Annotated in this window: 23 protein-coding genes; 9 read left to right on the top strand and 14 right to left on the bottom strand. The window is 33.8% G+C overall.

Going from position 1 to position 25,803, the window contains the following annotated elements:
• Positions 1–16 precede the first annotated feature (16 nt).
• The 4 genes from AC6CH4_RS19255 to AC6CH4_RS19240 form a co-directional block, all read right to left on the bottom strand.
• Entirely contained in the window at positions 17–271 is a 255-nt protein-coding gene (locus tag AC6CH4_RS19255) for a histidine kinase (RefSeq protein WP_498105811.1), read from the bottom strand.
• Positions 272–416: 145 nt separating this feature from the next.
• Positions 417–2,810 (bottom strand): ribonucleoside-diphosphate reductase subunit alpha, encoded by a 2,394-nt coding sequence (locus AC6CH4_RS19250; RefSeq protein ID WP_498105809.1) that lies wholly within the window; start codon positions 2,808–2,810, stop codon positions 417–419.
• A gap of 253 nt (positions 2,811–3,063) precedes the next feature.
• On the bottom strand, positions 3,064–4,041 hold the full coding sequence (locus tag AC6CH4_RS19245) for a ribonucleotide-diphosphate reductase subunit beta (RefSeq protein WP_210668018.1): 978 nt from the start codon (positions 4,039–4,041) through the stop codon (positions 3,064–3,066).
• Positions 4,042–4,377: 336 nt separating this feature from the next.
• Positions 4,378–4,947: a DUF3109 family protein gene (locus AC6CH4_RS19240; RefSeq protein WP_498105807.1), complete on the bottom strand. Its 570-nt coding sequence runs from the start codon at positions 4,945–4,947 to the stop codon at positions 4,378–4,380.
• Positions 4,948–5,266: 319 nt separating this feature from the next.
• On the opposite strand from AC6CH4_RS19240, the gene AC6CH4_RS19235 reads away from it, so the two are divergent.
• The 3 genes from AC6CH4_RS19235 to AC6CH4_RS19225 all read left to right on the top strand — a co-directional run bounded on the left by AC6CH4_RS19235 (position 5,267) and on the right by AC6CH4_RS19225 (position 6,767).
• The gene (locus AC6CH4_RS19235) at positions 5,267–5,845 is read left to right on the top strand and encodes a MarC family protein (protein WP_056187324.1); all 579 of its coding nucleotides are present in this window, start codon (positions 5,267–5,269) and stop codon (positions 5,843–5,845) included.
• 108 nt (positions 5,846–5,953) lie between these two features.
• Positions 5,954–6,157 (top strand): hypothetical protein, encoded by a 204-nt coding sequence (locus AC6CH4_RS19230; protein ID WP_056187321.1) that lies wholly within the window; start codon positions 5,954–5,956, stop codon positions 6,155–6,157.
• 4 nt (positions 6,158–6,161) lie between these two features.
• Entirely contained in the window at positions 6,162–6,767 is a 606-nt protein-coding gene (locus AC6CH4_RS19225) for an FAD-dependent oxidoreductase (protein ID WP_498105805.1), read from the top strand.
• Between the two features lie 118 nt (positions 6,768–6,885).
• Here the strand turns inward: AC6CH4_RS19225 and AC6CH4_RS19220 are convergent, their stop codons facing one another.
• The 5 genes from AC6CH4_RS19220 to AC6CH4_RS19200 form a co-directional block, all read right to left on the bottom strand.
• Positions 6,886–7,203 (bottom strand): hypothetical protein, encoded by a 318-nt coding sequence (locus AC6CH4_RS19220; RefSeq protein ID WP_498105803.1) that lies wholly within the window; start codon positions 7,201–7,203, stop codon positions 6,886–6,888.
• A gap of 78 nt (positions 7,204–7,281) precedes the next feature.
• A complete protein-coding gene (locus AC6CH4_RS19215; RefSeq protein ID WP_498105801.1) occupies positions 7,282–7,647 on the bottom strand; it encodes a nuclear transport factor 2 family protein in 366 nt (121 codons plus the stop codon).
• Between the two features lie 17 nt (positions 7,648–7,664).
• Complete coding sequence (locus AC6CH4_RS19210) at positions 7,665–9,242, bottom strand: S41 family peptidase (RefSeq protein ID WP_498105799.1); 1,578 nt, start codon at positions 9,240–9,242, stop codon at positions 7,665–7,667.
• Positions 9,243–9,674 carry a deoxycytidylate deaminase gene (locus AC6CH4_RS19205; protein ID WP_498105797.1) on the bottom strand — a complete coding sequence of 144 codons (432 nt, stop codon included), beginning with the start codon at positions 9,672–9,674 and terminating at the stop codon, positions 9,243–9,245.
• A gap of 5 nt (positions 9,675–9,679) precedes the next feature.
• On the bottom strand, positions 9,680–10,273 hold the full coding sequence (locus AC6CH4_RS19200; RefSeq protein ID WP_498105795.1) for a HupE/UreJ family protein: 594 nt from the start codon (positions 10,271–10,273) through the stop codon (positions 9,680–9,682).
• A gap of 171 nt (positions 10,274–10,444) precedes the next feature.
• Here AC6CH4_RS19200 and AC6CH4_RS19195 point away from each other — a divergent pair, with 171 nt between their 5' ends.
• The gene (locus AC6CH4_RS19195; protein WP_498105793.1) at positions 10,445–10,876 is read left to right on the top strand and encodes a TerB family tellurite resistance protein; all 432 of its coding nucleotides are present in this window, start codon (positions 10,445–10,447) and stop codon (positions 10,874–10,876) included.
• 133 nt (positions 10,877–11,009) lie between these two features.
• On the opposite strand, the gene fbp is transcribed toward AC6CH4_RS19195, so the two are convergent.
• Positions 11,010–12,017: a class 1 fructose-bisphosphatase gene (gene fbp, locus AC6CH4_RS19190; RefSeq protein WP_498105792.1), complete on the bottom strand. Its 1,008-nt coding sequence runs from the start codon at positions 12,015–12,017 to the stop codon at positions 11,010–11,012.
• A gap of 263 nt (positions 12,018–12,280) precedes the next feature.
• Between fbp and AC6CH4_RS19185 the strand changes: the two genes are divergently transcribed.
• On the top strand, positions 12,281–12,769 hold the full coding sequence (locus AC6CH4_RS19185) for a GNAT family N-acetyltransferase (protein WP_498105790.1): 489 nt from the start codon (positions 12,281–12,283) through the stop codon (positions 12,767–12,769).
• 46 nt (positions 12,770–12,815) lie between these two features.
• The gene (locus AC6CH4_RS19180) at positions 12,816–14,075 is read left to right on the top strand and encodes an aspartate kinase (protein ID WP_498105788.1); all 1,260 of its coding nucleotides are present in this window, start codon (positions 12,816–12,818) and stop codon (positions 14,073–14,075) included.
• A 78-nt stretch (positions 14,076–14,153) separates the two neighbouring features.
• Here the strand turns inward: AC6CH4_RS19180 and AC6CH4_RS19175 are convergent, their stop codons facing one another.
• Positions 14,154–16,328: a TonB-dependent receptor domain-containing protein gene (locus tag AC6CH4_RS19175; RefSeq protein ID WP_498105786.1), complete on the bottom strand. Its 2,175-nt coding sequence runs from the start codon at positions 16,326–16,328 to the stop codon at positions 14,154–14,156.
• 115 nt (positions 16,329–16,443) lie between these two features.
• Positions 16,444–17,505, bottom strand: coding sequence for a helix-turn-helix domain-containing protein (locus AC6CH4_RS19170; protein ID WP_498105784.1), 1,062 nt, complete (start codon positions 17,503–17,505; stop codon positions 16,444–16,446).
• 238 nt (positions 17,506–17,743) lie between these two features.
• On the opposite strand from AC6CH4_RS19170, the gene AC6CH4_RS19165 reads away from it, so the two are divergent.
• The 3 genes from AC6CH4_RS19165 to AC6CH4_RS19155 all read left to right on the top strand — a co-directional run bounded on the left by AC6CH4_RS19165 (position 17,744) and on the right by AC6CH4_RS19155 (position 23,143).
• Positions 17,744–21,175: a DUF8818 domain-containing protein gene (locus AC6CH4_RS19165; protein WP_498105782.1), complete on the top strand. Its 3,432-nt coding sequence runs from the start codon at positions 17,744–17,746 to the stop codon at positions 21,173–21,175.
• 62 nt (positions 21,176–21,237) lie between these two features.
• On the top strand, positions 21,238–21,846 hold the full coding sequence (locus AC6CH4_RS19160) for a hypothetical protein (RefSeq protein ID WP_498105780.1): 609 nt from the start codon (positions 21,238–21,240) through the stop codon (positions 21,844–21,846).
• A 226-nt stretch (positions 21,847–22,072) separates the two neighbouring features.
• On the top strand, positions 22,073–23,143 hold the full coding sequence (locus AC6CH4_RS19155; protein ID WP_498105778.1) for a glycosyltransferase: 1,071 nt from the start codon (positions 22,073–22,075) through the stop codon (positions 23,141–23,143).
• A gap of 2 nt (positions 23,144–23,145) precedes the next feature.
• Here the strand turns inward: AC6CH4_RS19155 and AC6CH4_RS19150 are convergent, their stop codons facing one another.
• Together AC6CH4_RS19150 and AC6CH4_RS19145 are read right to left on the bottom strand one after the other, a co-directional pair.
• Complete coding sequence (locus AC6CH4_RS19150; RefSeq protein ID WP_498105895.1) at positions 23,146–24,441, bottom strand: porin; 1,296 nt, start codon at positions 24,439–24,441, stop codon at positions 23,146–23,148.
• 171 nt (positions 24,442–24,612) lie between these two features.
• Positions 24,613–25,692: a sensor histidine kinase gene (locus AC6CH4_RS19145; RefSeq protein ID WP_498105776.1), complete on the bottom strand. Its 1,080-nt coding sequence runs from the start codon at positions 25,690–25,692 to the stop codon at positions 24,613–24,615.
• Positions 25,693–25,803 lie beyond the last annotated feature (111 nt).

Raw genomic sequence — 25,803 nt, 5'->3', positions numbered from 1 at the left:
GAATGATATACAAAAATTATTTGTTTGCTATATCTCGCAAAGCATCAGTAATAGTAATATCTGATTTATTTCCTTCAAAACCTAAAGCAATAGCTATTGCTTCTAAGCCAACTGGATATTTATCAGATGAACTAACCACCAAACCATTTTCTAAAATTTGATTTCTCTCTAATTGAATTGCTAGAGATAAAATTTCAAAATCCGAAAATTTTGGATATTCTTCCTTTAGCTGTTTTGCAATTTTACTGTAACTTTCAATTGTAATTTTCATATAAATATTTTTTTATAAATATAAGTATTTTCTTATATTTATTGAAATGTGTATAAAAAAACAGCTATCATTACAATAACTGCTTTCTTATTAAAAAGAATAAATCTTTTCTCTTTACTCTATTATCTTTCTTCTAAAAAAGAAATTAAGACCCACACATCTCACAATCTTCAGGACCTGCAGCTTGTGCTTTTAGCAACATCGCTTTATATTCCTCAATATTGATCTCTTCAGTTTCTGCAACTAAAGCTGGTGCTGTTTCTTCTTTTTTATCGTTGTTTAATGTGAATTTAATCGCATCAACTGCTGATTTCGTTCTCAAATAATACATTCCAGTTTTTAAACCTGATTGCCAAGCGTAAAAGTGCATTGACGTAAGTTTAGAATAGTTAGCATCTTGCATGAACAAGTTCAGTGATTGTGATTGGTCAATGAAATAACCTCTCTGACGAGACATATCAATAATATCTTTCATCGACATTTCCCAAACCGTTTTGTATAATTCTTTTAAGTCTTGCGGAATCACATCAATATTTTGAACAGATCCGTTGTGACGCATGATTTCTTGTTTCAAAGTCTCATTCCACAAACCTCTTTCTACTAAATCATGAAGCAAATGTTTGTTTACTACGATGAACTCTCCAGACAATACACGACGTGTGTAAATGTTTGATGTATAAGGTTCGAAAGCTTCGTTGTTTCCAAGAATTTGAGAAGTCGAAGCAGTTGGCATTGGAGCAACTAATAATGAGTTACGAACTCCGTGTTCCATTACTTCTTTTCTTAATGAAGCCCAGTCCCAACGGCCTGATAATTCTTCATCTTTCATTCCCCACATGTTGTATTGGAATTCTCCTTTAGACATTGGAGAACCTTCAAATGTAGAATATGGTCCTTCTTCTTTCGCCATTTCCATAGATGCGGTTACAGCTGCGAAGTATAAAGTTTCGAAAATCTCCTGGTTTAATACTTTAGCTTCATCGCTTGTAAACGGTAAACGCAACATAATGAAAGCATCAGCCAAACCTTGCACTCCTAATCCAACCGGACGGTGACGCATGTTAGAGTTTTCAGCTTCTTTTACCGGATAATAGTTTCTATCGATTACTTTGTTCAAATTACGCGTTACACGTTTTGTAACATTGTAAAGTGCCTGGTGATCAAATTTTCCGTTTTCAATGAACATCGGCAACGAAATAGAAGCCAGGTTACAAACCGCGATTTCATCTTTAGAAGTGTACTCCATAATCTCAGTACACAAGTTAGAAGAACGAATTGTTCCTAAATTCTTGTGGTTCGATTTACGGTTTGCTGCATCTTTGTACAACATATAAGGCGTTCCTGTTTCGATTTGTGATTCAAGGATTTTTTCCCATAATTCACGTGCACGAATGGTTTTTCTACCTTTCCCTCTAAATTCGTAATCCAAATACATGGTTTCGAATTCTTCTCCGTACACATCGTATAATCCAGGACATTCATTCGGACACATTAATGTCCAACTAGCGTCTTCCTGAACACGTTTCATGAATAAATCTGAAGTCCACATTGCGAAGAATAAATCTCTCGCACGCATTTCTTCTTTTCCTGTATTTTTCTTTAAATCCAAAAATTCAAAGATATCAGCATGCCAGGTTTCGATGTAAATCGCAAAGCTACCTTTACGTTTTCCACCACCCTGATCTACGTAACGAGCCGTATCATTAAAAACTCTCAACATCGGAACAATTCCGTTTGAAGTTCCGTTTGTACCGCGAATGTAAGATCCGGTTGCACGAACATTATGAATAGAAAGACCAATTCCTCCCGCTGATTGCGAGATTTTAGCCGTTTGTTTTAAAGTATCGTAAATACCGTCAATACTATCATCCTGCATTGCCAAAAGGAAACAAGAAGACATTTGAGGTTTTGGAGTTCCGGCATTAAACAACGTTGGCGTTGCGTGCGTAAAGAACTTTTTAGACATTAAATCGTAAGTTTCAATTACCGATTTTAAATCGTCTAAGTGAATACCAACCGAAACACGCATCAACATATGTTGTGGTCTTTCTACGATTTTCCCGTTTATTTTAAGCAAATACGAACGCTCTAAAGTTTTGAAACCAAAGTAATCGTAATTGAAATCTCTTGTATAAATGATATGAGAATCTAAGAATGCGGAGTTTTCCTGGATCACGTTAAATACTTCATCCGAAAGTAATGGCGCTTCCTGTCCATTTCTTGGATTTACGTAGTGATACATATCTTTCATCGTTTCTGAGAAAGATTTTTTTGTATTTGAATGTAGGTTTGAAATTGCCACACGCGCTGCTAATTGAGCATAATCAGGATGCGCAATAGTCATAGAAGCCGCCGTTTCTGCCGCAAGATTATCCAGTTCAGAAGTAGAAACCCCATCATACAATCCCTCGATAACTCTCATGGCTACCTTAACAGGATCTACAAGTTCATTCAAGCCGTAACACAACTTTTTGATTCTTTCTGTAATCTTATCAAACATTACGGGCTCTTTGTGGCCATCTCTTTTTACTACATACATAAGCTTACTATTTTATTGTTATTGAAATAATGAAAGACACTAGAAAACGAATTCCAGCACTTAAACATTGCGTGTTTTTAAATTATTTTTTGAGAATTGCAGGATTCTCAATAGTTATCCGCTTCAAATTCGAAATATGAATTTAAACCCATTAAAAATTGTCATTGAATCCACGATTTGGGAAAGAGATTCAATCTTAAAAAAATGATTTTATTCTTTTAGCGTTTTTGGGATCGCTAAAATATTTTGTTGTCTAAAAATCTGCGTCAAATGAAATTTTCTGAGCATCACTGTCGGTGTTCATCACACCAGATTTTTGATACTCGGCAACACGTTTTTCAAAGAAGTTAGTTTTTCCCTGAAGAGAGATCATGTCCATGAAATCAAACGGATTGGCTGATCCATACACACGCTCACAACCTAATTCTACCAATAATCTATCGGCAACAAATTCCAGATATTGCGTCATTAGAACAGCATTCATTCCAATTAAACTTACCGGAAGAGATTCTGTTACGAATTCTCTCTCAATATCCAAAGCATCAACGATGATTTCTTTGATTCTTTCTTTTGGAACTTTGTTAATCAAGTGATGATTATGCAGGTGAACTGCAAAATCACAATGTACGCCTTCGTCACGAGAAATCAACTCGTTAGAGAAAGTTAAACCTGGCATTAAACCACGTTTTTTCAACCAATAAATAGAACAGAAAGCACCAGAGAAGAAAATACCTTCAACAGCAGCAAAAGCAATTAGTCTTTCAGCAAATGAATCAGATTCGATCCATTTTAAAGCCCAGTCTGCTTTTTTTCTAATAGCAGGAAAAACTTCCAAAGCATTAAACAATTCTGCTTTTTCGGCTTCATCTTTCACGTAAGTATCAATTAATAAGGAATACGTTTCACTATGAATGTTCTCCATCATGATTTGAAATCCGTAGAAAAACTTCGCTTCAGCATATTGTACCTCATTTACAAAGTTCTCAGCAAGATTTTCGTTTACGATTCCATCAGATGCAGCAAAGAATGCTAAAATATGTTTGATGAAATATCTTTCGTCGTCACTTAATTTATTATTCCAGTCTGTCAAATCCTGGTGTAAGTCGATTTCTTCCGCAGTCCAAAAACTAGCTTCCATCTTTTTGTACCATTCCCAAATATCATGATGTTTGATAGGAAAAATAACGAAACGATTTTTATTTTCTTGTAATATTGGTTCGACTTGTGACATGACAGTTTTATTTAATTTTTATGCTGAATTTTTACTTATTCAGAACGATTACAAAGATTGTCATTTGTAGCCAAAAATGAAAGCCAAACTTATTCACAATTCGATGTAGTTTTTAACAACGCAGGAAAAATGAGATATTTTTCAGACAATAATTAAATATTTGTAAATGAGACATTTAATATAGTCACCTATACCTAAAGTCCCTGTAAAATATAGACTTTTTAGAATAAAAAGCAAGAAATTCTAATTGTTTTTAAAAAGTTTTTTTTGAGTTAAAACTTTATTTTTTGAGTTAAAATATATCCTCGAAAAGATGTAATTAGAACACTTATTTTATTAAGAATTTTTAAGCTCTTCCGCTACTTTTTCGAGCTCCATATACCAGTCTTCACCAAAGCGGCGAATCAAAGCTTCTTTCACAAATTTATACACAGGAACTTCCAATTCTTTTCCTAAAGAACAGGCATCATCGCAAATATCCCATTTATCATAATTCACCGCGGCAAACTCCGTAAAGTCTTTCACACGGATTGGATATAAATGACAAGAAACTGGTTTTTTCCAATCTACGATTCCCTGATTGTAAGCTTGCTCAATTCCACAAAGGGCGGTTTTTCCGTCAAAAATAACGTAAGCGCAATCTTTCTCATCAATTAATGGTGTTTCAAGATCACCATCAGTTCCTTTTACCCAGGCTCCATGTGCTTCAATCGCTGCAATTCCTTCTTTTCGTAAAAATGGTTTTACTTTTGGGTAAATTTCTTCCAGAATTTTAGTCTCAGCTTCGCTTAAAGGCGCACCGGCATCTCCGTCAACACAGCAGGCTCCTTTACAAGCTGACAAGTTGCACACAAATTCTTTTTCAAGAATATCTTCTGAAATAATGGTTTTCCCTAATTGAAACATGATAATAAAGTACTGTAATTTATAAAGTGCAAAGATAGTCAAAGAAAGCAGATAAAACACTCTAAATATTTAACCGCAAAGGACGCAGTCCCGATAGCTATCGGGATATGCCAAGTTCGCAAAGCTTTGTCAGTTTTTATCCTTGCGAACTTTGCGTAAATCTTTGCGGATCTTTGCGGTTAAATTATCATTTGTTACAAATATCACTTTTTACGAACATAAAACGTGTTTTTATAACAATAATGCGCCGTATTCAAAAAACACCTATCTTTATTATCTACCTTTGCAAAAAATTTCAAACCCTTAAAATCAAAGTAATATGTTAGAAATCGACTTTAAAGAAATTATTACTGTTGGAATGGTACTTTTTGCTGTAATTGATATTGTAGGATCTATTCCGATTATTGTCAATTTAAGAGCAAAAGTTGGACATATTGAATCTGAAAAAGCTTCGATTGTAGCGGGACTAATTATGATTGTTTTTCTTTTCGTTGGAGAAGGTTTACTAAATCTTATCGGAATTGATGTGCATTCTTTTGCCGTTGCCGGTTCTTTTGTATTATTTTTTCTGGCTTTAGAAATGATTTTGGGAATCAGAATCTACCGCGACGAAGAACCCGGATCGGCTTCTATTGTTCCGTTGGCTTTTCCTCTGATTGCAGGAGCGGGAACAATGACGACTTTACTTTCACTTCGATCTCAATTTCATACGATCAATATTATCATTGCCATTTTATTGAATATTATCTTAGTATATATCGTTTTGAAATCATCAAAAAAAATAGAAAATTTATTAGGAGAAAACGGACTTGGCGTAGTACGCAAGACATTTGGAGTCATACTTTTAGCAATTGCTGTTAAATTATTCGCTGCTAATGTTAAAGGTTTGTTCGTCTAACGGATATTTTTATAAATTTACCCCATAAAATTTCTAAAATAGAACTTTTAACATATTACATATATACTTAAAAGTTTTAGTTTAATTTTTAGACAAACAAACAACCCTATGAAAATCTTTACTTCAATCTTAGTGCTTTTAGCATTAGCTTTAATTGTTTTTAATATTACGCAATTAGACTTCAAAAACCCTTTTCAGGGAGATAGCGGTGTCGCGCTTATTGGAATCGCAGCAGCATTTTGCGCAGTATTGATTCTTTTGATTTTTAGAATTTCAAAAAGAATTGAAGAAAAAATGCACGACAACAGATAATTTTATGTTTGACGTTCTAATTATTGGCGGAGGCGTATCAGGCATGTCTTGTGCTCTCGTTTTAGGTTCTGCCAAAAACAAAGCTTTTGTTACCGATAAAAAAATCGGAATCTTTACCCATCAAAAGAATTCTTCTTTACAGGAAGCAATCTTCTATAATGCATACGGAATAACACCAGGTAAATTAGGTTCTGAACTACTTGTAGAAAGTACTCAGGATTTAGCCATGACCTATCCGCATATTGCTCAAATCCCAAACGAGAAAGTAATTAAAGTAGAAGGTTCTTATCCTGAATTTACTGTTATAACAAACAAAAACTCGTACAAAACTAAAAATATTGTTATCGGAATTGGTTCTGCCAATACTTTCGACATTGAAGGTTTAATGCACTATGTTGAACCGCACAAAAAAGCACTTCCCGAAAAACAACGTATTCAGCTTAAAAACGACGATCATAAAGTAGCCGATGGCATTTATGTTATTGGAACTTTAGCAGGCTGGAGAAGTCAATTAGCGATTGCTGCAGGAAGCCGCGCCGCTGTGGCTACCGATATTCTGACTTTATGGAATAATGGTGTTCAGACCCATTCTCACGATAGTATTCGATAAAACGCTATAAAATCATTAAACCATATAAGTTATATAAGTTATATAAGTTAAGTAAATGCTTTGCGCATAGATTAAATGAACTTATATAACTTATATGGTTTAAAATTTATGCTTGGTTCTATTTTACTGAAACAATCTCAGTCACTTTGATATGTTTTTCATCATCTGTTTTCCAGATTTCTCCTTTTACAGAAACATTATCTCCAATTTTTAATTGTTTGTAGTTTTGCGGCCCGCCAACATTTACAATGCTGATAGTTGCAAAATATACTTCTTTCGCAGCTGTAGAAATTTTAGCGGTATAACCGTCTTTTCCAGCTTCTATTGAATCTACTTTTCCTGTTACTGTATTGCTTTTAGAATCTTTCATACTGGTGCAGGAAATTATAAAAGTCATTAAAACTACAAGGATACTTACTTTTTTTAAATTTTTCATGATTGTGTATTTAACCGCAAAGCTCGCAAGGTTCTACGCAAAGTTCGCTAAGTTATATTTAAATTATTATTAATTATTTTATTGTAATTGAATGCAGCTTCCCGCAATCACTTTTAAACTTTCGTCAAATTGTTTCCAGACCCTGATGTACCGAAGAGCACCATTTATAGGATTATTATCAAATGATCCTTTTAATGAAACTGTAACTGCAACCACAGCCGTATCACCAATTAGATTTATAATTTGATCTGAAGCTTCAAGTGTGTCAACTTTCATTTTTCCAGATCGATAGGAAGCCAAATCAAATTCTTTCGTAATTGTATTTCCGTCGGGTAAATTGAAAAGCAAATCGTCATGAAGGATTTTTTCTAAAACCGAAACATTAGCATTTTTAATAGCTGTCAAAAGTTCAATCTCGGCATTTACAACGTCTTCTGTTTTCATCTTAAAAGGTTTCTGCGTTATTTTTTCGGATTCTGAACTGCTTTAATCATAGCATCTTCTTTCAAAATCACATCATAGTAATAGATTTCACCGTACAATTGTCTGGCAAATTCAGCAGTGATATAACGATTCACTAAAGCTTTGGTTTTGTCTAATTTCAAATCTAAGCCTGTCATGAAAATATAGTTTTTGAATTTCTTGAAATAGACATCCGAGTTTTTCATTTCGGTCAAAAAGGCATTAAATTTAAGTCCCGTAAAAGCTTTTCGGTTTTTATCTAATTCTTCAAAAACAAAATGTCCTACTACCCCGGTTTGAAGTAAATATCCAACATTTTCATTTCCGTGCTCTGCTTCCATCGGAACAAAAACATCGGGAACAATTCCGCCGCCACCGTATACGATTTTGCCTTTTGGTGTTTTAAATTTTAACGAATCGGCTACTTTAATACTGTCTTTAGCATAAAGCTCACCAGATTTTATACGAGATTCTGATTCTTTAAAATATTCTTCGTTTCCTTTTTTATAAGGTTTTTGAATTGATCTTCCTGTTGGCGTATAATATCTCGCCACTGTTAATCGTACTGCAGATCCGTCGTTGAAATCCATTTCGCGTTGCACTAAACCTTTTCCGAAAGAACGGCGCCCTACAATAATTCCGCGATCATTATCTTGTAATGCTCCTGCCAGAATTTCACTTGCAGATGCACTGTTTTCATTAATCAAAACATATACTTTTCCGGTTTCAAAACTTCCGGCTTTTGTTGCGTATGTTTTCTCTGTTGTTCCGTTTTTATTTTTGGTGAAAACGATTAATTGTTTGTCCTTTAAAAATTCATCAGCAATAGCCACCGCTTCTTCCATATAACCACCGCCGTTGTCACGAAGATCAATTACAAGTGATTGAATTCCGCTTTGTTTTAATCTTGTTAAACCGGTTTTGAATTCATTAAAAGTCGTTTCAGCAAAACGATTGATTTTGATGTAACCTGTATTATTTCCAAGCAATAAAGAAGCATCGACACTTTTTATCGGAATAACATCTCGTTTTACTTTAAATTTCAGTTTCTTTTGTTCCGATTTTCTAAAAACCGTCAATTCTATTTCAGAACCCTGCAAACCTTTTAATTTGGAGAACAAACTATCCGAAGGTAATTTTCTGCCAAATAATTTTGTCTTTCCGGCAAATAAAATTCGGTCTCCGGATTTTATTCCGGCTTTCGCCGAAGGTCCGTTTTCAATTGGTTTTATAATCGCAACCGAATCTTTATACATATAAAAATTGATTCCGATTCCAACGAAATCACCTTTCATGCTTTCAGCCACTTCTGCCTGTTCGCTTGGCGGAATGTAAACAGAATGTGGATCTAATTTGGATAAAATATTATCCACTGTAAGATTTACAATTGAATCTGTATTGATACTGTCGACATATTCATTATTGATAAAATCAATCAGTTTATTGAGTTTTGTTTTGGAGTAATTTTTAGCCAAAAGACCGTCATCAACGGGAGCATTCATCAGGCTTCCGAGGACAGTTCCGAGAGCAAAAGTCGCTCCGATCACGATTGGCAAATATTTCGAATTAAATTTCATTTACTCTTCTAAAACAGGAATATGTTCGACTTCGACACCTGCTTTTAATAAAAATTGAATTCCGGAATCATCGCGATATCCGTTTTGGTAAACCACTCTCCTGATCCCCGATTGATGTATTAATTTGCTACATTCTTTGCAGGGTGAAAGTGTAATATATAAAGTGGCACCTTCACAAGATTGTGTTGATCTGGCCACTTTTAGAATTGCATTTGCTTCGGCATGTAAAACTTCCCAACGGGTCAATCCTTCTTCGTCTTCGCAGCAATTTTCAAATCCGGATGGTGTTCCGTTATAACCGTCAGAAATAATCATTCGGTCTTTTACGATAATGGCACCTACCTGTTTGCGTTTGCAGTAAGAGAGTGCGCCCCATTCCTTTGCTATACGAAGGTACGCTTTATCGTACTTATTTATTTTTTTTAAGTCCATTTATTTTATCTGTTCCAAATTGGGCTTTCAATAATCATCGGAATCACAACTCCGATAATAAAAGCCGACATTACAAGTGCCCAATCGCGTTTAGAAAAACGAAACACGGTTTGCACAATATAGGATAATATCAAAACCACAAAAACCACAATTAACTGCGCTACTTCAATTCCTAATGCAAATTCGCCTAAAGGTAGTAATTTTGAGCTTGGCGAACCACCTAAAATAGTTTTAAAATAGTTCGAAAAACCAAGTCCGTGTATGATTCCGAAAAACAGCGTCACCATAAAAATTAAATTTACACCTTCATTTTTAGTTGCTTTTCCAGCTGTAAAAAGATGATATACTGCTGTTATTAAAATGGTAATCGGAATTAAAAATTCGACTATATTTACTTTTATAGTAATAATTCCAAAGACAGAAAGCAGCAAAGCCAACGTATGGCCGATTGTAAAAAGAGAAACCAAAAGCAAAATGCGTTTCCAGTCTTTAAACAAATACGGAATCGTTAAAGCGATTAAAAAAAGAACGTGATCATAAGCGTGGATATCTAAAACGTGTTTTAATCCTATCTGAAAATAAATCCAAAATTCTGACATAGGGGTAATGGTATTAATTGATTAAGGGGATGTAAACTTACGATTTATTTTGAAAATGAAAGAAACCCCGATATTAAATCAACGCAGAAAAATAAGTTAAATTTTATGAGAAATTTAAAATGTTAAATTAAAATAAGATTTATCTTTGTTCAATAAAAAACCCTATTAATTATGCCATTTTCAGAATTATTTGATAACGAATTCAAACAAAGAAACAGAGGTCATTTCTCTGCCATTGTTCGTGTAGCTTATGCTGACGGAAAAATTAATGACGAAGAAAAAGCTTTCTTGGACAAATTAGCTTCAAGATTAGAAATTTCAGAAGAAGAATACAAGGAAATCCTTATAGATCCGTGGCAACATTCTATAAATCCACCTTATTTATATGCGCAGCGTTTAGAGCGTTTGTATGATTTAGCAAGAATGGTTCACGTAGACCATCATTTGGGTGACCAACAAGAAGTGATGTTAACCCGTATGGGATTAGCTTTAGGATTTACACCAGGAAACGTAAATCATATTATTAGAAAAGCATTGTCTTTAGTTGACAAAAAAGTAGATTTGGATACTTTCCTTTTCGAAATGGAAAACATGAACAAATAAGAAAGTTTCAGTCTCAGTCACAGTTTTCAGTGACTGTTTGAACTTCAAAAATAAACCCGACCGTTTTATAAACGTGTCGGGTTTTATTTTTTAGTTTCAATATAAAACTGAAAACTGTGACTGAGACTGAAAACTATAAAGCTTCTGCCATAAATTCCTCAGCTTTTTCAACCATATTATAACTTCCGCAGAAAAACGGAACTCTTTGATGCAATTCTGTAGGCTGGATTTCCATAATTCTTCCAAAACCATCTGTTGCTTTTCCTCCAGCTTGTTCAGCAATAAATGCCATCGGATTACATTCATATAATAAACGTAACTTTCCTTTTGGTGCTTTTGAACTTGTTGGATAAATATAAATCCCGCCTTTGATCATATTTCGATGAAAATCAGAAACCAAACTTCCAATGTATCTTGAAGTATAAGGTCGGTCATCTTCTTCACGCTGACAATATTTAATGTAATTTTTCACTCCTTGCGGAAAATGAACATAATTTCCTTCGTTTACAGAATAAATATGCCCGTCTTTTGGAAATTGCATATTTGGATGTGAAAGATAAAATGTTCCGATTGCCGGATTCAATGTAAAACCATTTACGCCATGTCCGGTTGTATAAACTAACATTGTTGAAGTTCCATAAATTACATAACCTGCTGCTACCTGATTGATTCCCGGTTGTAAAAAATCCTCGCTTGTTACCGGAGTTCCAATTGGCGTTATTCTTCTAAAAACAGAAAAAATAGTTCCCAAAGAAACATTCACATCAATGTTTGAAGATCCGTCAAGCGGATCCATTAAGATCACGTACTTATTATTATGACTGTTGTCGCTCCCCTGAACAGTTATAAAATCGTCGTTTTCTTCTGAAGCAATTCCACAGACAATCTCACGGTTTATTAACGTCTGAATAAATACTTCGTTGGCATACACATCTAATTTTTGCTGGTCTTCGCCCTGAATATTTTGCTCGCCAGCGGCGCCAATAATATCGACTAATCCAGCCTTGTTTACTTTATAGTTGACAACCTTTGCTGCCAAACGTATAGAGTTGATAATTCGGGAAAGCTCCCCCGACGAATACTGAAATGCTTTTTGGTTCTCAATAATAAACTCTCCCAGTGTTTTATTGCGTTCTTCCATTGCTATATCGTTATAGTTTTAATTTTAAGTCACAAATATCGCTTATTTTGTGAGAATGATTTAAAAATTATTTTGTTAGTTTGCTACTATTGTATATTTGCTAATTAAAGGCACAAAGCACGTAGTAAAAACACACTTTTTTAGCTAATAAACACTTAATAATAAGAATATAGAAATTGCCCTTAAGAAAAGGTTTACGTAAATAAACACGTTCAGAGAATGGTAAATACTCTATTATAGTACAAAAGATAAATTTTATAAATATGAATATTAGAAAAGGGAATCATGAAGACATGAAATCAGTTTTAGGATTGATACAGGAGTTGGCAATATTCGAAAAAGAACCAGAAGCAGTTGTAATAACCGAAGAAGATTTAGTGCGTGATGGTTTTGGTGAAAAACCATTATTTCATGTGTTTGTAGCAGAAATTGAAAATGATGAAAAACAGAAAGAAATTGTTGGAATCGCATTATACTATTACCGTTACTCAACCTGGAAAGGAAAAACAATACATCTTGAAGACTTAATTGTAAAAGAAAAAATGCGTGGTACAGGTTTAGGATCTGCACTTTATGCTGAAATTATGCAACAAGGAAAAAGAGATAATGTGAGAAGAATTGAATGGAACGTTTTAGACTGGAATACACCGGCAGTTAACTTTTACAAGAATTCAGGCGCAAGAATTCTTGAAGACTGGCAAGTGGTTCAGATGGATGAAACCGGAATTAATTCGTTTCTCGAAAAACTATAAATAAACAGATTAAAAATTAAAAAGAACAGCATATACAAAATTAAAAATGAGAGTATTTAAATTTGGAGGAGCATCAGTAAAAGATGCAGATGGAATTAAAAACGTTTATGACGTTTTACAAAAAGTGGGGTATGAAGATGTAATTTTGGTGGTTTCGGCAATGGGAAAAACCACAAATGCTCTTGAAGTTGTGATCAAGAATTATTTTGATAAATCGGCAGAGTTGAATTCGTCTGTACAGGAAATCAAGAAATATCACAATCAAATATTATTAGATTTGTTTGAGGATGAAAAACATGCTGTTTTTGCTGCTGTAAAAGATCAATTCTCTGAATTAGAATACTTTTTGGCACATAATAAATCTCCAAATTACAATTTTGTTTACGATCAGATTGTAAGTTTTGGAGAATTGATTTCGACTACAATCCTAAGTCATTTCATGAATTTCATGGGCATTAAAACCCAATGGCTGGACGTTCGTAATTTCATCAAAACTAATGCAAATTACAGAGATGCAGAAGTGGATTGGGAAACTACGCAACAACTTATCAGTAAAAATGTTCCAAGAAAACAATTAAATATCACGCAAGGATTTTTAGGTGCCGATGAAAATAATTTCACAACCACCTTAGGTCGCGAGGGTTCTGATTATACTGCAGGGATTTTTGCTTATTGCTTAAATGCCGAGAGTGTAACGATCTGGAAAGATGTTCCGGGAGTTATGAATGCTGATCCGCGCTATTTTGAAAATGCGAGTTTGTTAAACCAAATCTCATATCGTGAAGCTATTGAATTGGCTTTTTACGGTGCAACGGTAATTCACCCAAAAACATTACAGCCTTTACAGAAAAAAGAAATTCCTTTATACGTAAAATCATTTATCAACCCATTATTAAAAGGAACCTGCGTTTCTAAAGGTGTTGATCTTGAACCACAATATCCTTGTTTCATCGTAAAAAGAAATCAGCTTTTAATTTCGCTTTCATCTATAGATTTCTCTTTCATTATGGAAGAAAATATCAGTGAGATTTTTGCTTTGTTTCATGAATTCAAAATAAAAGTGAATTTAATTCAGAATTCGGCGATTAGTTTTTCTGTTTGTGTGGAAGATAAATTTGAGAATTTCAATGAATTGAACGCGATACTTTCGAAAAAATTCAAAGTTGATTATAACGAACATGTAACTTTATACACAATTCGTCACTTTACAGAAAATGCTGCACATACTGTCGAAGAAAACAAGGAAGTTTTATTGAAACAAGTAAGCCGCGAAACGATGCAGATTGTTACTAAAGAGCTAAACTAATACTTTAGAAAAGTTAATTATTCAAATTCAAACATATTTCAAGAAGGCTTCACAAATACGTGAAGCCTTTTTTACTTTCTATCTTGCTCTATTATTTTCAGTTTGTTCTAATTCTGATTTCTTGTAATTTGTTTTCTTTGAATTCCCAAAACTATAAGTTGCGATAAACTTAAAATAGTTAGTTGTATAAGTTCTATGATAATATATTTGAGTTTGTCCAACATTATAATCTCCCGAAACCATAAAGTCGTGAAAAATATCATTTGCAGTAAAATTTAGCTTTAAAGCATCCTTGAAAAAATTTCTCTCGATTCCTAATGTTACTGTTGAACGGCTGTTATCACTTCCCAACCCATAACTTCTGTTTCCTAAATACCAGGCAAGGAGCTGCAGCTTAAAAAGATTCGGAATCGTAAATGTATTATTCGAGTATAAATAAATCTGGAGCCTAACCTGTCCCATTTCAAACGAATAAAAATTGTCTACAGATTTGGTCACGTTCATACTTACGGTATTAGTAGAATTCCACCATTTTACATTAAAAGATCTTGAAAGAGAAGTAAAAAAGACATGTCCCTTATCAAGATTTAATGATCGTAAAATATAACTGTTTGGAGTATCTCCCCGTAAAGCTGCTCCAGAAATAGGGTCAATCTTATAAGTATATCCTATTTTAAAATCAAACTTTTTATACATTGTGCCAATTTCAAATGCATGAATTTTTTCCGGAAGTAAATCAGGATTTCCTTCGATGGTTGTAAATGGATCCTGATAAATAACATACGGATTTAGTGCCTGATATCGTGGTCTTGTAATTCTTGAGACATACGAAAAATGAGCTTTCCAATCTTCAGAAAAATTCATGTTTAAAAGTACGTTTGGGAAAAGATTCCCGTAACTTTTCTCAAATTTTTGAATCCCGTTTGCATTCGTGTACAAATTATATTTTGTCCATTCGCCTCTTGCACCTACAGAAAAATCAAACTTACTACCAATTGAACTTCCGTAGTTAAAATAGGCTGCACCAATACGTTCCTCGTATTTAAAATCGCTCGATAGTTGATCATCAAACTCAAAGTTCATATCAGCTGCAGCTGCAATCAAAAAATCTGTAGTTGATTTTATGGTCGCATAGCTATACTTAGCTCCTGTTTCTAGTCTGGTGTCTACTTTAATTTTTTTTGAATAATCAACCTGAGTGGCAATTATATTTATAGTATTACCAACATTATTCTTAAGATACTTTTGTGTAAAAACGTCATTTACCAAACCATTTTCATCAATAAAATCTCTGATGGTTCCGTTATAATTAGAATATTGCGATCCAATAAATAATGACGTCCCTCTTTTATCCGTTATTGCATTGTAATTTAAATTCACAAACTGATTTAACAAAACATCATTTTTATCAATATCAGTGGCATAAAAGCTATTCCCTGAATTATTTTCGATTGCATTTCGACTTTCAACAACTCCGTCTAAATCTTCAATATTACCGCTGTAAGCAAGTGAAATGTAATTCTTTTCAGAAAAAGCATATTGCAATCCAAACCCGAAATTAGAGTAATTATTAAACCGACGTTTCCAGTCTGTTGTCAATTCTGATCTCATAAATTCGTCAGGATTTGGCCGTGTTCTTGTCGTGTACAATAACTCTCTCCCTTTCCCTAACTGCAAACCGTAATTGGTTATAAAAGAAAACTTTCCTTTGGTATAATTAAAATCGAGAAGTGTATTCGTGCTCGTTCCGGCAAATTCTGAAACAGTTGCCTGCTGCGTTGCGGTTCCCATAATTCCGTTTTCGATATTTCTTTTCGTAATAATATTGATTACGGCTTTTCCTTCGGCATCATATTTTGACGACGGATTTGAAATTACTTCAATTTTCGAGATTTGCGAAACTGGGATTGCAGCAAACCTTTCGTAATTAATCAATATTCCGTTAAGATAAATTATTGCTTCTCCTTTTCCGAGTACACTAATTTGCCCTTCAGCAACAATCACATTTGGTACCCTTCCTAATAATTCATTTACAGAACTACTTGTCGAAAGCAATGTATTGGCCACATTTACTTCGATTGTTCCGTTTGAAGAATATTTTACTAATGCTGTCTGTTTTTTAATGACAACCTCATCTAATTCATTATTCTTATTGACAACCTTATCCGAAGTAGTTTGTGTTGTTTGTGCATTTGCTTCTGTAGAATACAAAAACAAATAAAGAGAGAAGATAACTGAAACCTGGAATTTCATAAATTTTAGCGATTATAAATTTGACTTTACTTGAAACAAAAGTCAATTCTTAATCGCAAAATGAGGTAACCAAAAGAGAAATCAGGAGTACGAATTTATAAATTCACACTTCGTTTTATACTTGTAAAGCCTGGAGTTGGTAATTTAGCGGCGTTGTTCCGGTATGTTTTTTAAAGGCTGAAAAGAAAGTCGATTTAGAATTAAAACCAACATCATAACCTACAGCTTCTAACGTAAATTTATCATTTGATGTAATAATTTTGCAAGCTTCATTTATCCTGAATTCATTCACAAAACTGGTAAAATTCTTATTCAGATTATTATTTAAAAACTGTGACAATTGGTGGCTTGAAATATTGAGTTCCTGTGATAAGTCCTGCAAGCTTAAATTTGGGTTTTTATATAAACTTTTCTCATTCATTACATTTTCCAGTTTTTGAGATAAAATTACCGCTTCTGCCAAATCTATTTTCTTGCCTGAATACTTCTGATTATTCAAAAGAAACAAATCATCTGTCTTTTTTCGGTACAAAAGAATCGAAATAATTAAATACAGAATAAAAGAAAAAACTACTGCTCCACTTATATAAGTTGCTCCCGGCGCTCCCATTATTGACAGAAAATAAAAAAGAAATAATAAAAAATTCCCAAGAAAAAGCATTCCAAACCACGTTTCTGCCGGAGTTGCTTTGTGTTTTCTGCTGATAATTTTTACCAATATATCTTTGATTGCAAAACCTGAAAAAACAATGTAAACAAACCATTGCAAATAAATAATTCTTATAAAATAACCACCCCAAAGTTTTGGGTAATATTCATAAGGAAAGATAACGCCAGTAGTAATAATAAGTATCGCCCAAAATAAAAGTGTGAATTTCCACGATTTCGGCATTATATTGATTTCTTCAATTGCCGATTTAAGAAAATAATACAAACAAGGACCAATAAAAAAACAAGCCGTAAGCCCAAATTGCAAATACATTTTTGGCAAAGCCGAATCAAAGTATACAAATACAGATTTCCCAATTCGTATGCTTAATGCGAATAAAAGCGCTCCCAGGAAATAATTGGTCAGGTATTTTTTCTTGGTAAAGAAGAAGAAATAAACTCCCAAAATAATTCCGTTGAAAACTCCCAAAGCACTAAAAAAAAATAAAAGTTCTTTGCCTGTATCCATGATTTAAGTTTATTTTATCAGGACAAAGCTAAAAAAAAGATTGACGTAAGCTGAGAATAAAATTTCAAAATATTACTATCATAATTACAATTTCATTATTAATTGCTGTTATAGTCATTTTTATAAAATTTGCCAAATACGGCTGTAATCGTACTTATTAGCTAATAAAACTAAAATTTACCACCCCGTATTTCCCAATTATAAATACTACTTTTGGCTTTTTAGAGTTAAAGTATTTATGTTGAAAAAATTACTGTTTTTAACGGTTATCTTCTGGTTTTCTGGACTTCATGCCCAAGAAACAGAATCAGCGTACAAAACCAAAAAAGTAATTGCAACCCGCGATACCATTCATCTGGAAAAATTCAGTATCAACTCTAGTTATTTTCAGCTTTTAAATACAAAAAACGAACCTGTCGATTCAGCCTTTTATAAAATCGATTTCCAAAAAGGAACTTTACTTTTAAACGAAAAATTCAATTTAGGCTCTGACACTTTAATTGTCAATTATCTAAAATATCCCGATTTTCTAACTAAAGAGTATGGCCTATACAAAGAAAGTCAGGTTGTAAGTAATGATGTTGGTACGGAGAAACTATATAAGATAGAAAATCAAAACACGAAAAAAGTCACACCGTTTGATGGCTTAAATACTTCCGGAAGTATTACGCGTGGCGTGACTGTTGGAAACAATCAAAACACCGTTTTAAATTCAAATCTGGATCTTCAGATTACCGGAAAAATATCGGATAAAGTTAGTTTGCGGGCCTCGCTTCAGGATAGTAATATTCCGTTGCAGGATGGCGGATATTCTCAAAAACTGGATCAGTTCGATAATATATTCATGGAACTTTTTAGCGATGACTGGAACATTCGTGCAGGAGATGTTTTTTTAGAAAATAGAAAAACGCAATTTTTAAGTTTCAATAAAAAGGTTCAGGGTCTTTCAACGAGTTTTAATTTTGGGACAGACGAAAGTAAAACCAATGTTTTTGCATCGGTCGCCTTTGTAAAGGGACAATATGCCAAAAGTACTTTTACCGGACAGGAAGGTAATCAGGGTCCCTATAAGTTAAAAGGCCAAAATGGTGAATTGTATGTTTTGGTTATTTCGGGTTCAGAAAGGGTGTACGTTAATGGTGTTTTGCTGAAACGTGGTGAAAATAATGATTATGTGATTGATTACAACGCGGGTGAAATTGTGTTTACCTCTCTTTTTACAATTACTTCTGAAATGAGAATTAATGTTGAATATCAATATTCCGAACGAAATTATAATCGATTAGTTACCTACGCTGGCGCCACACACGAAAACAAAAACTGGAGTTTTGGCGGTTATTTATATTCTGAAAACGATTTAAAAAATCAGCCTTTACAACAAAATCTTTCGACAGATCAGGTACAGGTTTTAAGTCAGGCCGGAGATGATCCAACTTTAATGACTGCGCCGTCTGCTTACGTCGACAAATATGCCGACAACAAAATTTTGTATAAAAAAACGATTCTTAATTCGGTTGAAGTTTATGAATATTCAAACGATCCCAATGAAGTTTTGTACAATGTAAAATTTAGCCTTGTAGGGAATAATCTCGGAAACTACATCATTCAAAACAGCAATACGGTAGAACGAATTTTCGAATATATTGCTCCGATAAATGGCATTCCACAAGGAAATTATGAACCTATCGTTCAATTGGTAGCACCCATAAAAATTCAGGTTGCCACTTTTTTAGGAAAATACAATCCTAACGAAAAAACGGCTGTTGATTTTGAAATTGCAATGAGCAGCAATGATAAAAATTTGTTTTCGAATATTGATGACGCCAATAATAATGGAATTGCTTTGAAAACCAATATCAAAAAACGACTTTTTACCCGAAGCTGGACTTTAGACGGATTTGCCAATTATCAATTTGTTCAGGAAGATTTCAGATCTGTGGAGCGTTTGTATAATATTGAATTTAACCGCGACTGGAATTTAAACACTACACTTTTTGGCAATCAAAGTCTTTTTGTAACAGGTTTAAATTTTAATTTGTTTGCTAAAAAGAAAACGGCAAACATTGGTTTATTTACTTATCAATTTGAGAAATTAGATTATACCGAAAGTTACTCGGGAGCGCGACATACTACAACTGCCTTTTTCAAATTAAAAAAATGGACGATTGAAAATCAGGGTAGCTTTTTAAATAGTGACGCTACAACCTCAACTTCGAAATTTATTCGAAATCAGGCGCGAACTAAATATCATTTTGGAAAAAACTGGATTGGTGCAAGTTTTCAAATTGAAGACAATCAGGAAAAAGATAAAGTTACCAATCAGTTTTCGGCCCTGAGCCAAAGATTTTCAGAATATGGCGCTTTCGTTGGTCGCGGAGACAGTACAAAAGTCTTTATCGAACTCGGATTTCTGCAACGTCGTAACGACAGTTTACAAAACGGATTATTACAACATGTAAACAATTCGCAAACCTACTTTTTTAGATCAAAATTGATTCAGAACAAAAAAACAGATTTAGCTGTTTATGCAAGTTACAGAACTTTAGATTTCACAGACACTTCTAGAAAAAACGAACCATCACTAAATTCAAGAATTTTATACACTGACCGTTTTTTTAATCAATTAATGCAACTTGGAACTGCTTACGAAACGAGTTCAGGAACTATTGCGCAACAGGAATTCACTTATATTGAAGTTCCAACGGGGCAAGGCGTTTATACCTGGAACGATTATAACGGCAATGGTATTCAGGAATTAGAAGAATTTGAAATTGCCCAATATTCTGATCAGGCTAGATTCATCAGGATATTTTTACCGAATCAGGTTTACATCAAAACCAATCAAAATAAGTTTTCACAGTCAGTTGCCTTGAATCCTTTGCAATGGCAAAATGAAAAAGGTTTTAAAAAGTTTGTTTCTTATTTTTACAATCAGACGTCCTTTATAATGGATCGAAAAGTAAAAAGTGAAGGCGAACGATTAGAACTGAATCCGTTTGCTTCCTCTGAAGAAAATATTTTGGGATTAAATTCGAGTTTCAGGAACAGTTTATTTTATAATCGTGGAAAACAGAAACATTCTGTTACCTATTCTTACCTTGTTAATAAAGGAAAAAACCTGCTTTCGGTTGGTTCGCAAACGGTCACAAACAACTCCCATCAATTACAATATACTCATCTATATCAAAAAAGCTGGTTGTTTAACTTCTTTACCAAAACCATCAAAACCGATTTAGTTTCAGAAGATTTTGTGGAGAAAAATTACGATTTAAAGGGTTATCAAATTGCGCCAAAAATCAGTTATTTATTTTCAAAGAATACCAGTTTAGATTTCTTTTATGAATTTCAGAACAAAGAAAATCAAATTGGAAATTTAGAGACTTTACGTCAAAACCGACTTGGAACATCATTTTCTTATGCCGGTGAAAAAAAAGTCACCCTAAACGGAGAGTTTTCTTTCTATGAAAATAAATTTGACGGAAATGAATTTTCATCCGTCGGTTTTCAAATGCTGGAAGGACTTCAAGCCGGACAAAACTTAGTATGGAAATTGCTCTTGCAGAAAAATATCACACAGTTTCTGGATGTGAATTTAAATTATCAGGGGCGTAAAAGTGAGGCTGGCGCAACTGTTCACACAGGAAATATTCAGTTACGTGCTTATTTTTAACACTTTACAAAAACGTATAGATAAATTGTTTAATTTTAGTTGGAATTTAAACTCTTAACCTCATGAAAAAATTATTTTTACTTTGTTTTCTAGTAGTTTTATCGGGTAATTTTTACGCTCAGGAAACCGCAACAACAACTAAAGCCAAAAGCGAGGCAACGGCTAAAAAGAAAAAAGCAACAGCAGATAAAGCAGCAGCAGATGCAAAAAAAGAATCTGCAAAAGCAAAAAAATCTGCAGATGATGCAACTGCAGCAGCATCAAAAGCGAAAAAAGAATCTGCAAGCGCAACTAAAAAAACAGCAGATAAAGAAGCGGCAAAAGCTAAAAAATCAGCAGATGATGCTACTACAGCGGCATCAAAAGCGAAAAAAGAATCTGCAAGCGCAGCTAAAAAATCAGCAGACAAAGAAGCAACAAAAGCAAAAGCTAGTGCTGATAAAGCTAAAAAATCTGCAGCCAGCGCTGATGCAGCAGCAGCAAAAGCTAAAAAAGATGCAACTGCGGCTAAAAAAAGCAGCACTAAAACTTTAAAAGAAACTAACGAAAAAGCACCGTCAGTTCCGGACAAAGTTACAGGAGAATACAATGGCAAAAAAGTATATACCGGACCTCGAGGCGGTAAATACTACATTAATAAAAACGGAAACAAAACCTATATCCAAGATTAAGATTCTAAGTTACTAAGACTCTAAGTCTCTAAGTCACTTAATACGAGGATTAAAAAAGGCCGAACTTACGTTCGGCCTTTTTTCTTTGTTAAGCAAAAAAACTCAGAACCTTAGAATCTCAGCATCTTAGCAACTTAAAAAAAATATAGAGTTAATAATTTAGTAATGTGTGCGAAATAGCTTAAAAAACATATTTCTTTATCTTCGTTTTAAAAAGCGTTAAACTATGAGCATTGACTATTCTGCGAACAAAACAATATTAGTTGCTCCATTAAACTGGGGATTAGGCCATGCCACGAGATGTATCCCAATTATTAAAGCGCTTCAGGAAAATAATTTTATTCCGATTATAGCTTCTGATGGAGTTGCACTTGCTTTACTTCGAAAAGAATTTCCTTACATACAAACTTTAGAATTACCATCTTATCATATTGAATATGCTAAAAATGGTAAAAATTTTAAATGGAAACTGATTAAGAACTTGCCCAAAATGATTACCGCTATTTTGGATGAGAAAAAAATAGTGAATTCCTGGATTAAAAAACACGGAATTGACGGTATCATTTCTGATAATAGATTGGGAGTTTTCAGCAGAAAAATTCCATCCGTTTTTATGACGCATCAATTGAATGTGATGACAGGAAATACGACCTGGTTTACTAGTAAATATCATCAGCATATTATAAAAAAATATACTGAATGCTGGATTCCTGATACAAATGAAGAAACTAATCTTACGGGCGATTTAGGACATTTAAAAACCAGTAATCTGAACTTAAAATATATTGGCCCTTTAAGCAGAATGCGCCAAAAGGAAACACCAAAAGTATATGATCTAATGGTCATTTTGTCCGGGCCGGAACCTCAGCGTACTTATCTCGATGAGAAATTGCAAAAAGAAGTTACAAATTTTAAAGGCAAGGTTGTTTTTGTACAAGGTATTGTTGATAAAACACAAACCAAATGGCAGGCCGAAAATGTAACGTATTATAATTTCATGAACTCAAAGCAGCTCGAACAAACTTTTAATGAGAGTGAATTTGTTCTTTGCCGTTCAGGATATACTACCGTAATGGATTTGGCGAAATTGGGCAAAAAAGCCTTTTTTATTCCAACTCCGGGACAATATGAACAGGAATATCTGGCGATAAAACTTCAGGAAGAGAATTTGGTACCGTATGCAATGCAAGACGACTTTACCATTGAAGATCTCTCCAAAGTAAAGTCGTTTAAAGGTTTGTCTCAATTTAATAATGAAATCGATTGGGACAAGTTATTTTCTGTTTTTGAAGATTAATTTTAGAAATTAAACTGTGCTTGTAATCGCAAAACATTTCCTTGTTGCCTGTTTATTGGAAGCGCACTGTCTTCGAAAGTACGATCTGCAATTACATATTCAGCCGTAAGTTCTAATGCACTAATTGGCTGCCATTCTACACCGAACTCGTAATCTCTTACTACATAACTTCTGGCATCTTTTTCATATTTTTTTCCTCCGTCATAATACTGAAATTTTGCGAAAGGATAAATATGCTGTTTTTTCACATCCCATTTGTAATTTAACAAAACGTAACCACCGTTTAGATCCGTTTCATCGATCGTATTGGTAAGTGTGTTGTAACGTGGTCCGGTACCAATGTTATATTCAGTCTGGATTCCGAAAGGTCTTGGATATAAAACAAAAGTTGCTCCAACTCTCTGGTCTTTCACATATTGCGGATCATTAACAATAACCCCTGATGAAACTTCACCGGTAAAAGCCCACTTTCCTGTGTATGCCTGAATTCCAGGTTCAATAATCTGGCTTCCGATGACAAACGGATAAGTTACTCTTGTTACCACATTCAAATCTCTGTTTCCGTCTATTTTATTTGCGATCTGCCCATTATAAACTCCAAAAGCAAATACACCAAAATCACCCGAACCTTTATAACCGTCTTTAACCAACATGGCAAAACGTTCTCTGATTTCGGCTGGTGCCCAATAAAAGAATATACCCAAATCACGTTCATTTGCTATTGAACTGTTTATACCATCAGCGCGGTCTAAAGTTAAACGCTGTGAACTTGACTGCATGTTTTCAAAACCATACGGAATCTTACTTTGCCCTACACGAACGCGATATTCCTTTTTCTTATCAAAAGAAAGATCAAAATATAAATCACGAATCTGAACGAAGTTTTGAATTCCGGTCACTGGTGAACTGGCAAAATCAGGTTGGAAATAGAAAAATACATTTGGATGAACCTGTCCTGAAAACACTAAACGTGCACGACGAATAAAAAGTCCGTTGTTTGCTTTTGCATCAGGAGCTGTAGAAGTAGTTCCCCAGGATTTATCACATTGTTCACAGGAAACTTTATCATTTGTAGATAACAAACCATTGTATCTGATTTGCGCGTAACCTCTTAACGAAATTCTGTCGTACCAATGTTCATTATTACTAACTCCCGACTTAGTATCCGGTAATTTTGCTTTATTAATTGAATCAAGAAGTCGAATTACTTCTTTTTTTACATCTTCTTTATTCAATTCTTGTGCGTTTGAAACACAAGTAAATAGCAACAAGATTGCTAAAAATTTTATTTTCATTATTTCTTTTTTCTTTGACACTCAATTTCGAGTGCAAAGATGTAACTTCCTGTGTTAAGAAATCATTAACAGGATGTTACCATTATAAGAATATTTGTTTCCAAATAGTTAGGTAACTATTATTGAGATTACTATACCTTGTTATACGCGACTTTATATTAATTGAACTTACAATTATTTAACCTCAGTCTTTACCGTTTTATTCGCTTTTTCAAGTGTAAAAGAGAATTCAGAACCAATTCCAAACTCGCTTTCTACATAAACTTTCTCTTTATGTGCTTCAATAATATGTTTTACGATAGCCAAACCTAAACCAGAACCACCTTCAGATCGGGTTCCGCTTTTGTCTACTCTGTAAAAACGCTCAAAAAGTCTTGGAATATTTTGTTTTTCAACACCTTCACCGTTATCACTAATACGAATTAAGACTTTTTTCTTGGTTAGATTTACAACACCAACTTCAGTCAGACCGCCATCTTTTCCGTATTTAATAGAGTTCACAATTAAATTTTCCAAAACTTGCTGAATTCTGTCCTGATCACCACGAACAATAACAGATTTTACATTTCGGCTTTCAAAAGCCAATTTGATTTTCTTTTTGTCCGCTTTCATTTCCAATAAATCGAAAACATTCTGAATCAACTCCACAATATCAAAATCAGTCATATTCAAATCCAGATCACCAGATTCCAATTTGGTAATCATATCTAAATCTTCGACTATATATATAAGACGCTCTACTCCTTTTTCAGCACGTTTTAAATATTTTTTTCGAATGTTTTTATCATCCATAGCCCCATCCAATAAAGTTGAAACATACCCCTGAACGGTAAACAAAGGCGTTTTAAGTTCGTGTGAAACATTTCCTAAAAACTCTCTTCGATATTGTTCACGAATTTCGAGCATTTCAATTTCGAGTTTTTTATCGGTAGCAAACTTTTTCACTTCGCGCGAAAGCGTTTCCATATCAGTAGTGATCGGCTGGTTGATCAATGTTGTTGATTCTAGTAGGGAAACCTCATCGTAGATTTTTTTCACTCTTCTATAGATGAAGCGTTCTACACGATATTGTAAAACCAAAAAAGAGAATATATAAATGGATATCAGAAAAATTATTCCAAAAGCAATTTGATGGTTCAATTGACCTTTATAGAACAAAGACATTAACATCAATACAAATCCAGTAGCAAAGAGGCTTATGTATAATGCCGATTTTACAGCAAACTTGTATGTTTTTTTAAAATTAATTTTCATTGAAATATTTGATAACCATTTAGAAATTATTCTTTCCACCATATAAGAAATATAAGCTCATTTAAAAGTAAAGCTTATTTCTGTGAATCAAATAAGAATTTTGAAAAAGTC

The organism is Flavobacterium sp. GQ95, from assembly GCF_059758655.1.
Note: the sequence above shows the minus strand (reverse complement) of the source record. Positions and strands in the feature narration are given on the sequence as shown.

Coding starts and splice junctions, on each gene's coding strand:
- AC6CH4_RS19200 (WP_498105795.1), bottom strand. CDS start 10,273: ATGTCAGAATTTTGGATTTATTTTCAGATAGGATTAAAACACGTTTTA.
- AC6CH4_RS19245 (WP_210668018.1), bottom strand. CDS start 4,041: ATGTCACAAGTCGAACCAATATTACAAGAAAATAAAAATCGTTTCGTT.
- AC6CH4_RS19170 (WP_498105784.1), bottom strand. CDS start 17,505: ATGGATACAGGCAAAGAACTTTTATTTTTTTTTAGTGCTTTGGGAGTT.
- AC6CH4_RS19210 (WP_498105799.1), bottom strand. CDS start 9,242: ATGAAATTTAATTCGAAATATTTGCCAATCGTGATCGGAGCGACTTTT.
- AC6CH4_RS19220 (WP_498105803.1), bottom strand. CDS start 7,203: ATGAAAAATTTAAAAAAAGTAAGTATCCTTGTAGTTTTAATGACTTTT.
- AC6CH4_RS19240 (WP_498105807.1), bottom strand. CDS start 4,947: ATGTTTCAATTAGGGAAAACCATTATTTCAGAAGATATTCTTGAAAAA.
- AC6CH4_RS19250 (WP_498105809.1), bottom strand. CDS start 2,810: ATGTATGTAGTAAAAAGAGATGGCCACAAAGAGCCCGTAATGTTTGAT.
- AC6CH4_RS19185 (WP_498105790.1), top strand. CDS start 12,281: ATGAATATTAGAAAAGGGAATCATGAAGACATGAAATCAGTTTTAGGA.
- AC6CH4_RS19155 (WP_498105778.1), top strand. CDS start 22,073: ATGAGCATTGACTATTCTGCGAACAAAACAATATTAGTTGCTCCATTA.
- AC6CH4_RS19160 (WP_498105780.1), top strand. CDS start 21,238: ATGAAAAAATTATTTTTACTTTGTTTTCTAGTAGTTTTATCGGGTAAT.
- fbp (WP_498105792.1), bottom strand. CDS start 12,017: ATGGAAGAACGCAATAAAACACTGGGAGAGTTTATTATTGAGAACCAA.
- AC6CH4_RS19225 (WP_498105805.1), top strand. CDS start 6,162: ATGTTTGACGTTCTAATTATTGGCGGAGGCGTATCAGGCATGTCTTGT.
- AC6CH4_RS19235 (WP_056187324.1), top strand. CDS start 5,267: ATGTTAGAAATCGACTTTAAAGAAATTATTACTGTTGGAATGGTACTT.
- AC6CH4_RS19145 (WP_498105776.1), bottom strand. CDS start 25,692: ATGAAAATTAATTTTAAAAAAACATACAAGTTTGCTGTAAAATCGGCA.
- AC6CH4_RS19255 (WP_498105811.1), bottom strand. CDS start 271: ATGAAAATTACAATTGAAAGTTACAGTAAAATTGCAAAACAGCTAAAG.
- AC6CH4_RS19180 (WP_498105788.1), top strand. CDS start 12,816: ATGAGAGTATTTAAATTTGGAGGAGCATCAGTAAAAGATGCAGATGGA.
- AC6CH4_RS19195 (WP_498105793.1), top strand. CDS start 10,445: ATGCCATTTTCAGAATTATTTGATAACGAATTCAAACAAAGAAACAGA.
- AC6CH4_RS19205 (WP_498105797.1), bottom strand. CDS start 9,674: ATGGACTTAAAAAAAATAAATAAGTACGATAAAGCGTACCTTCGTATA.
- AC6CH4_RS19175 (WP_498105786.1), bottom strand. CDS start 16,328: ATGAAATTCCAGGTTTCAGTTATCTTCTCTCTTTATTTGTTTTTGTAT.
- AC6CH4_RS19215 (WP_498105801.1), bottom strand. CDS start 7,647: ATGAAAACAGAAGACGTTGTAAATGCCGAGATTGAACTTTTGACAGCT.
- AC6CH4_RS19165 (WP_498105782.1), top strand. CDS start 17,744: ATGTTGAAAAAATTACTGTTTTTAACGGTTATCTTCTGGTTTTCTGGA.
- AC6CH4_RS19230 (WP_056187321.1), top strand. CDS start 5,954: ATGAAAATCTTTACTTCAATCTTAGTGCTTTTAGCATTAGCTTTAATT.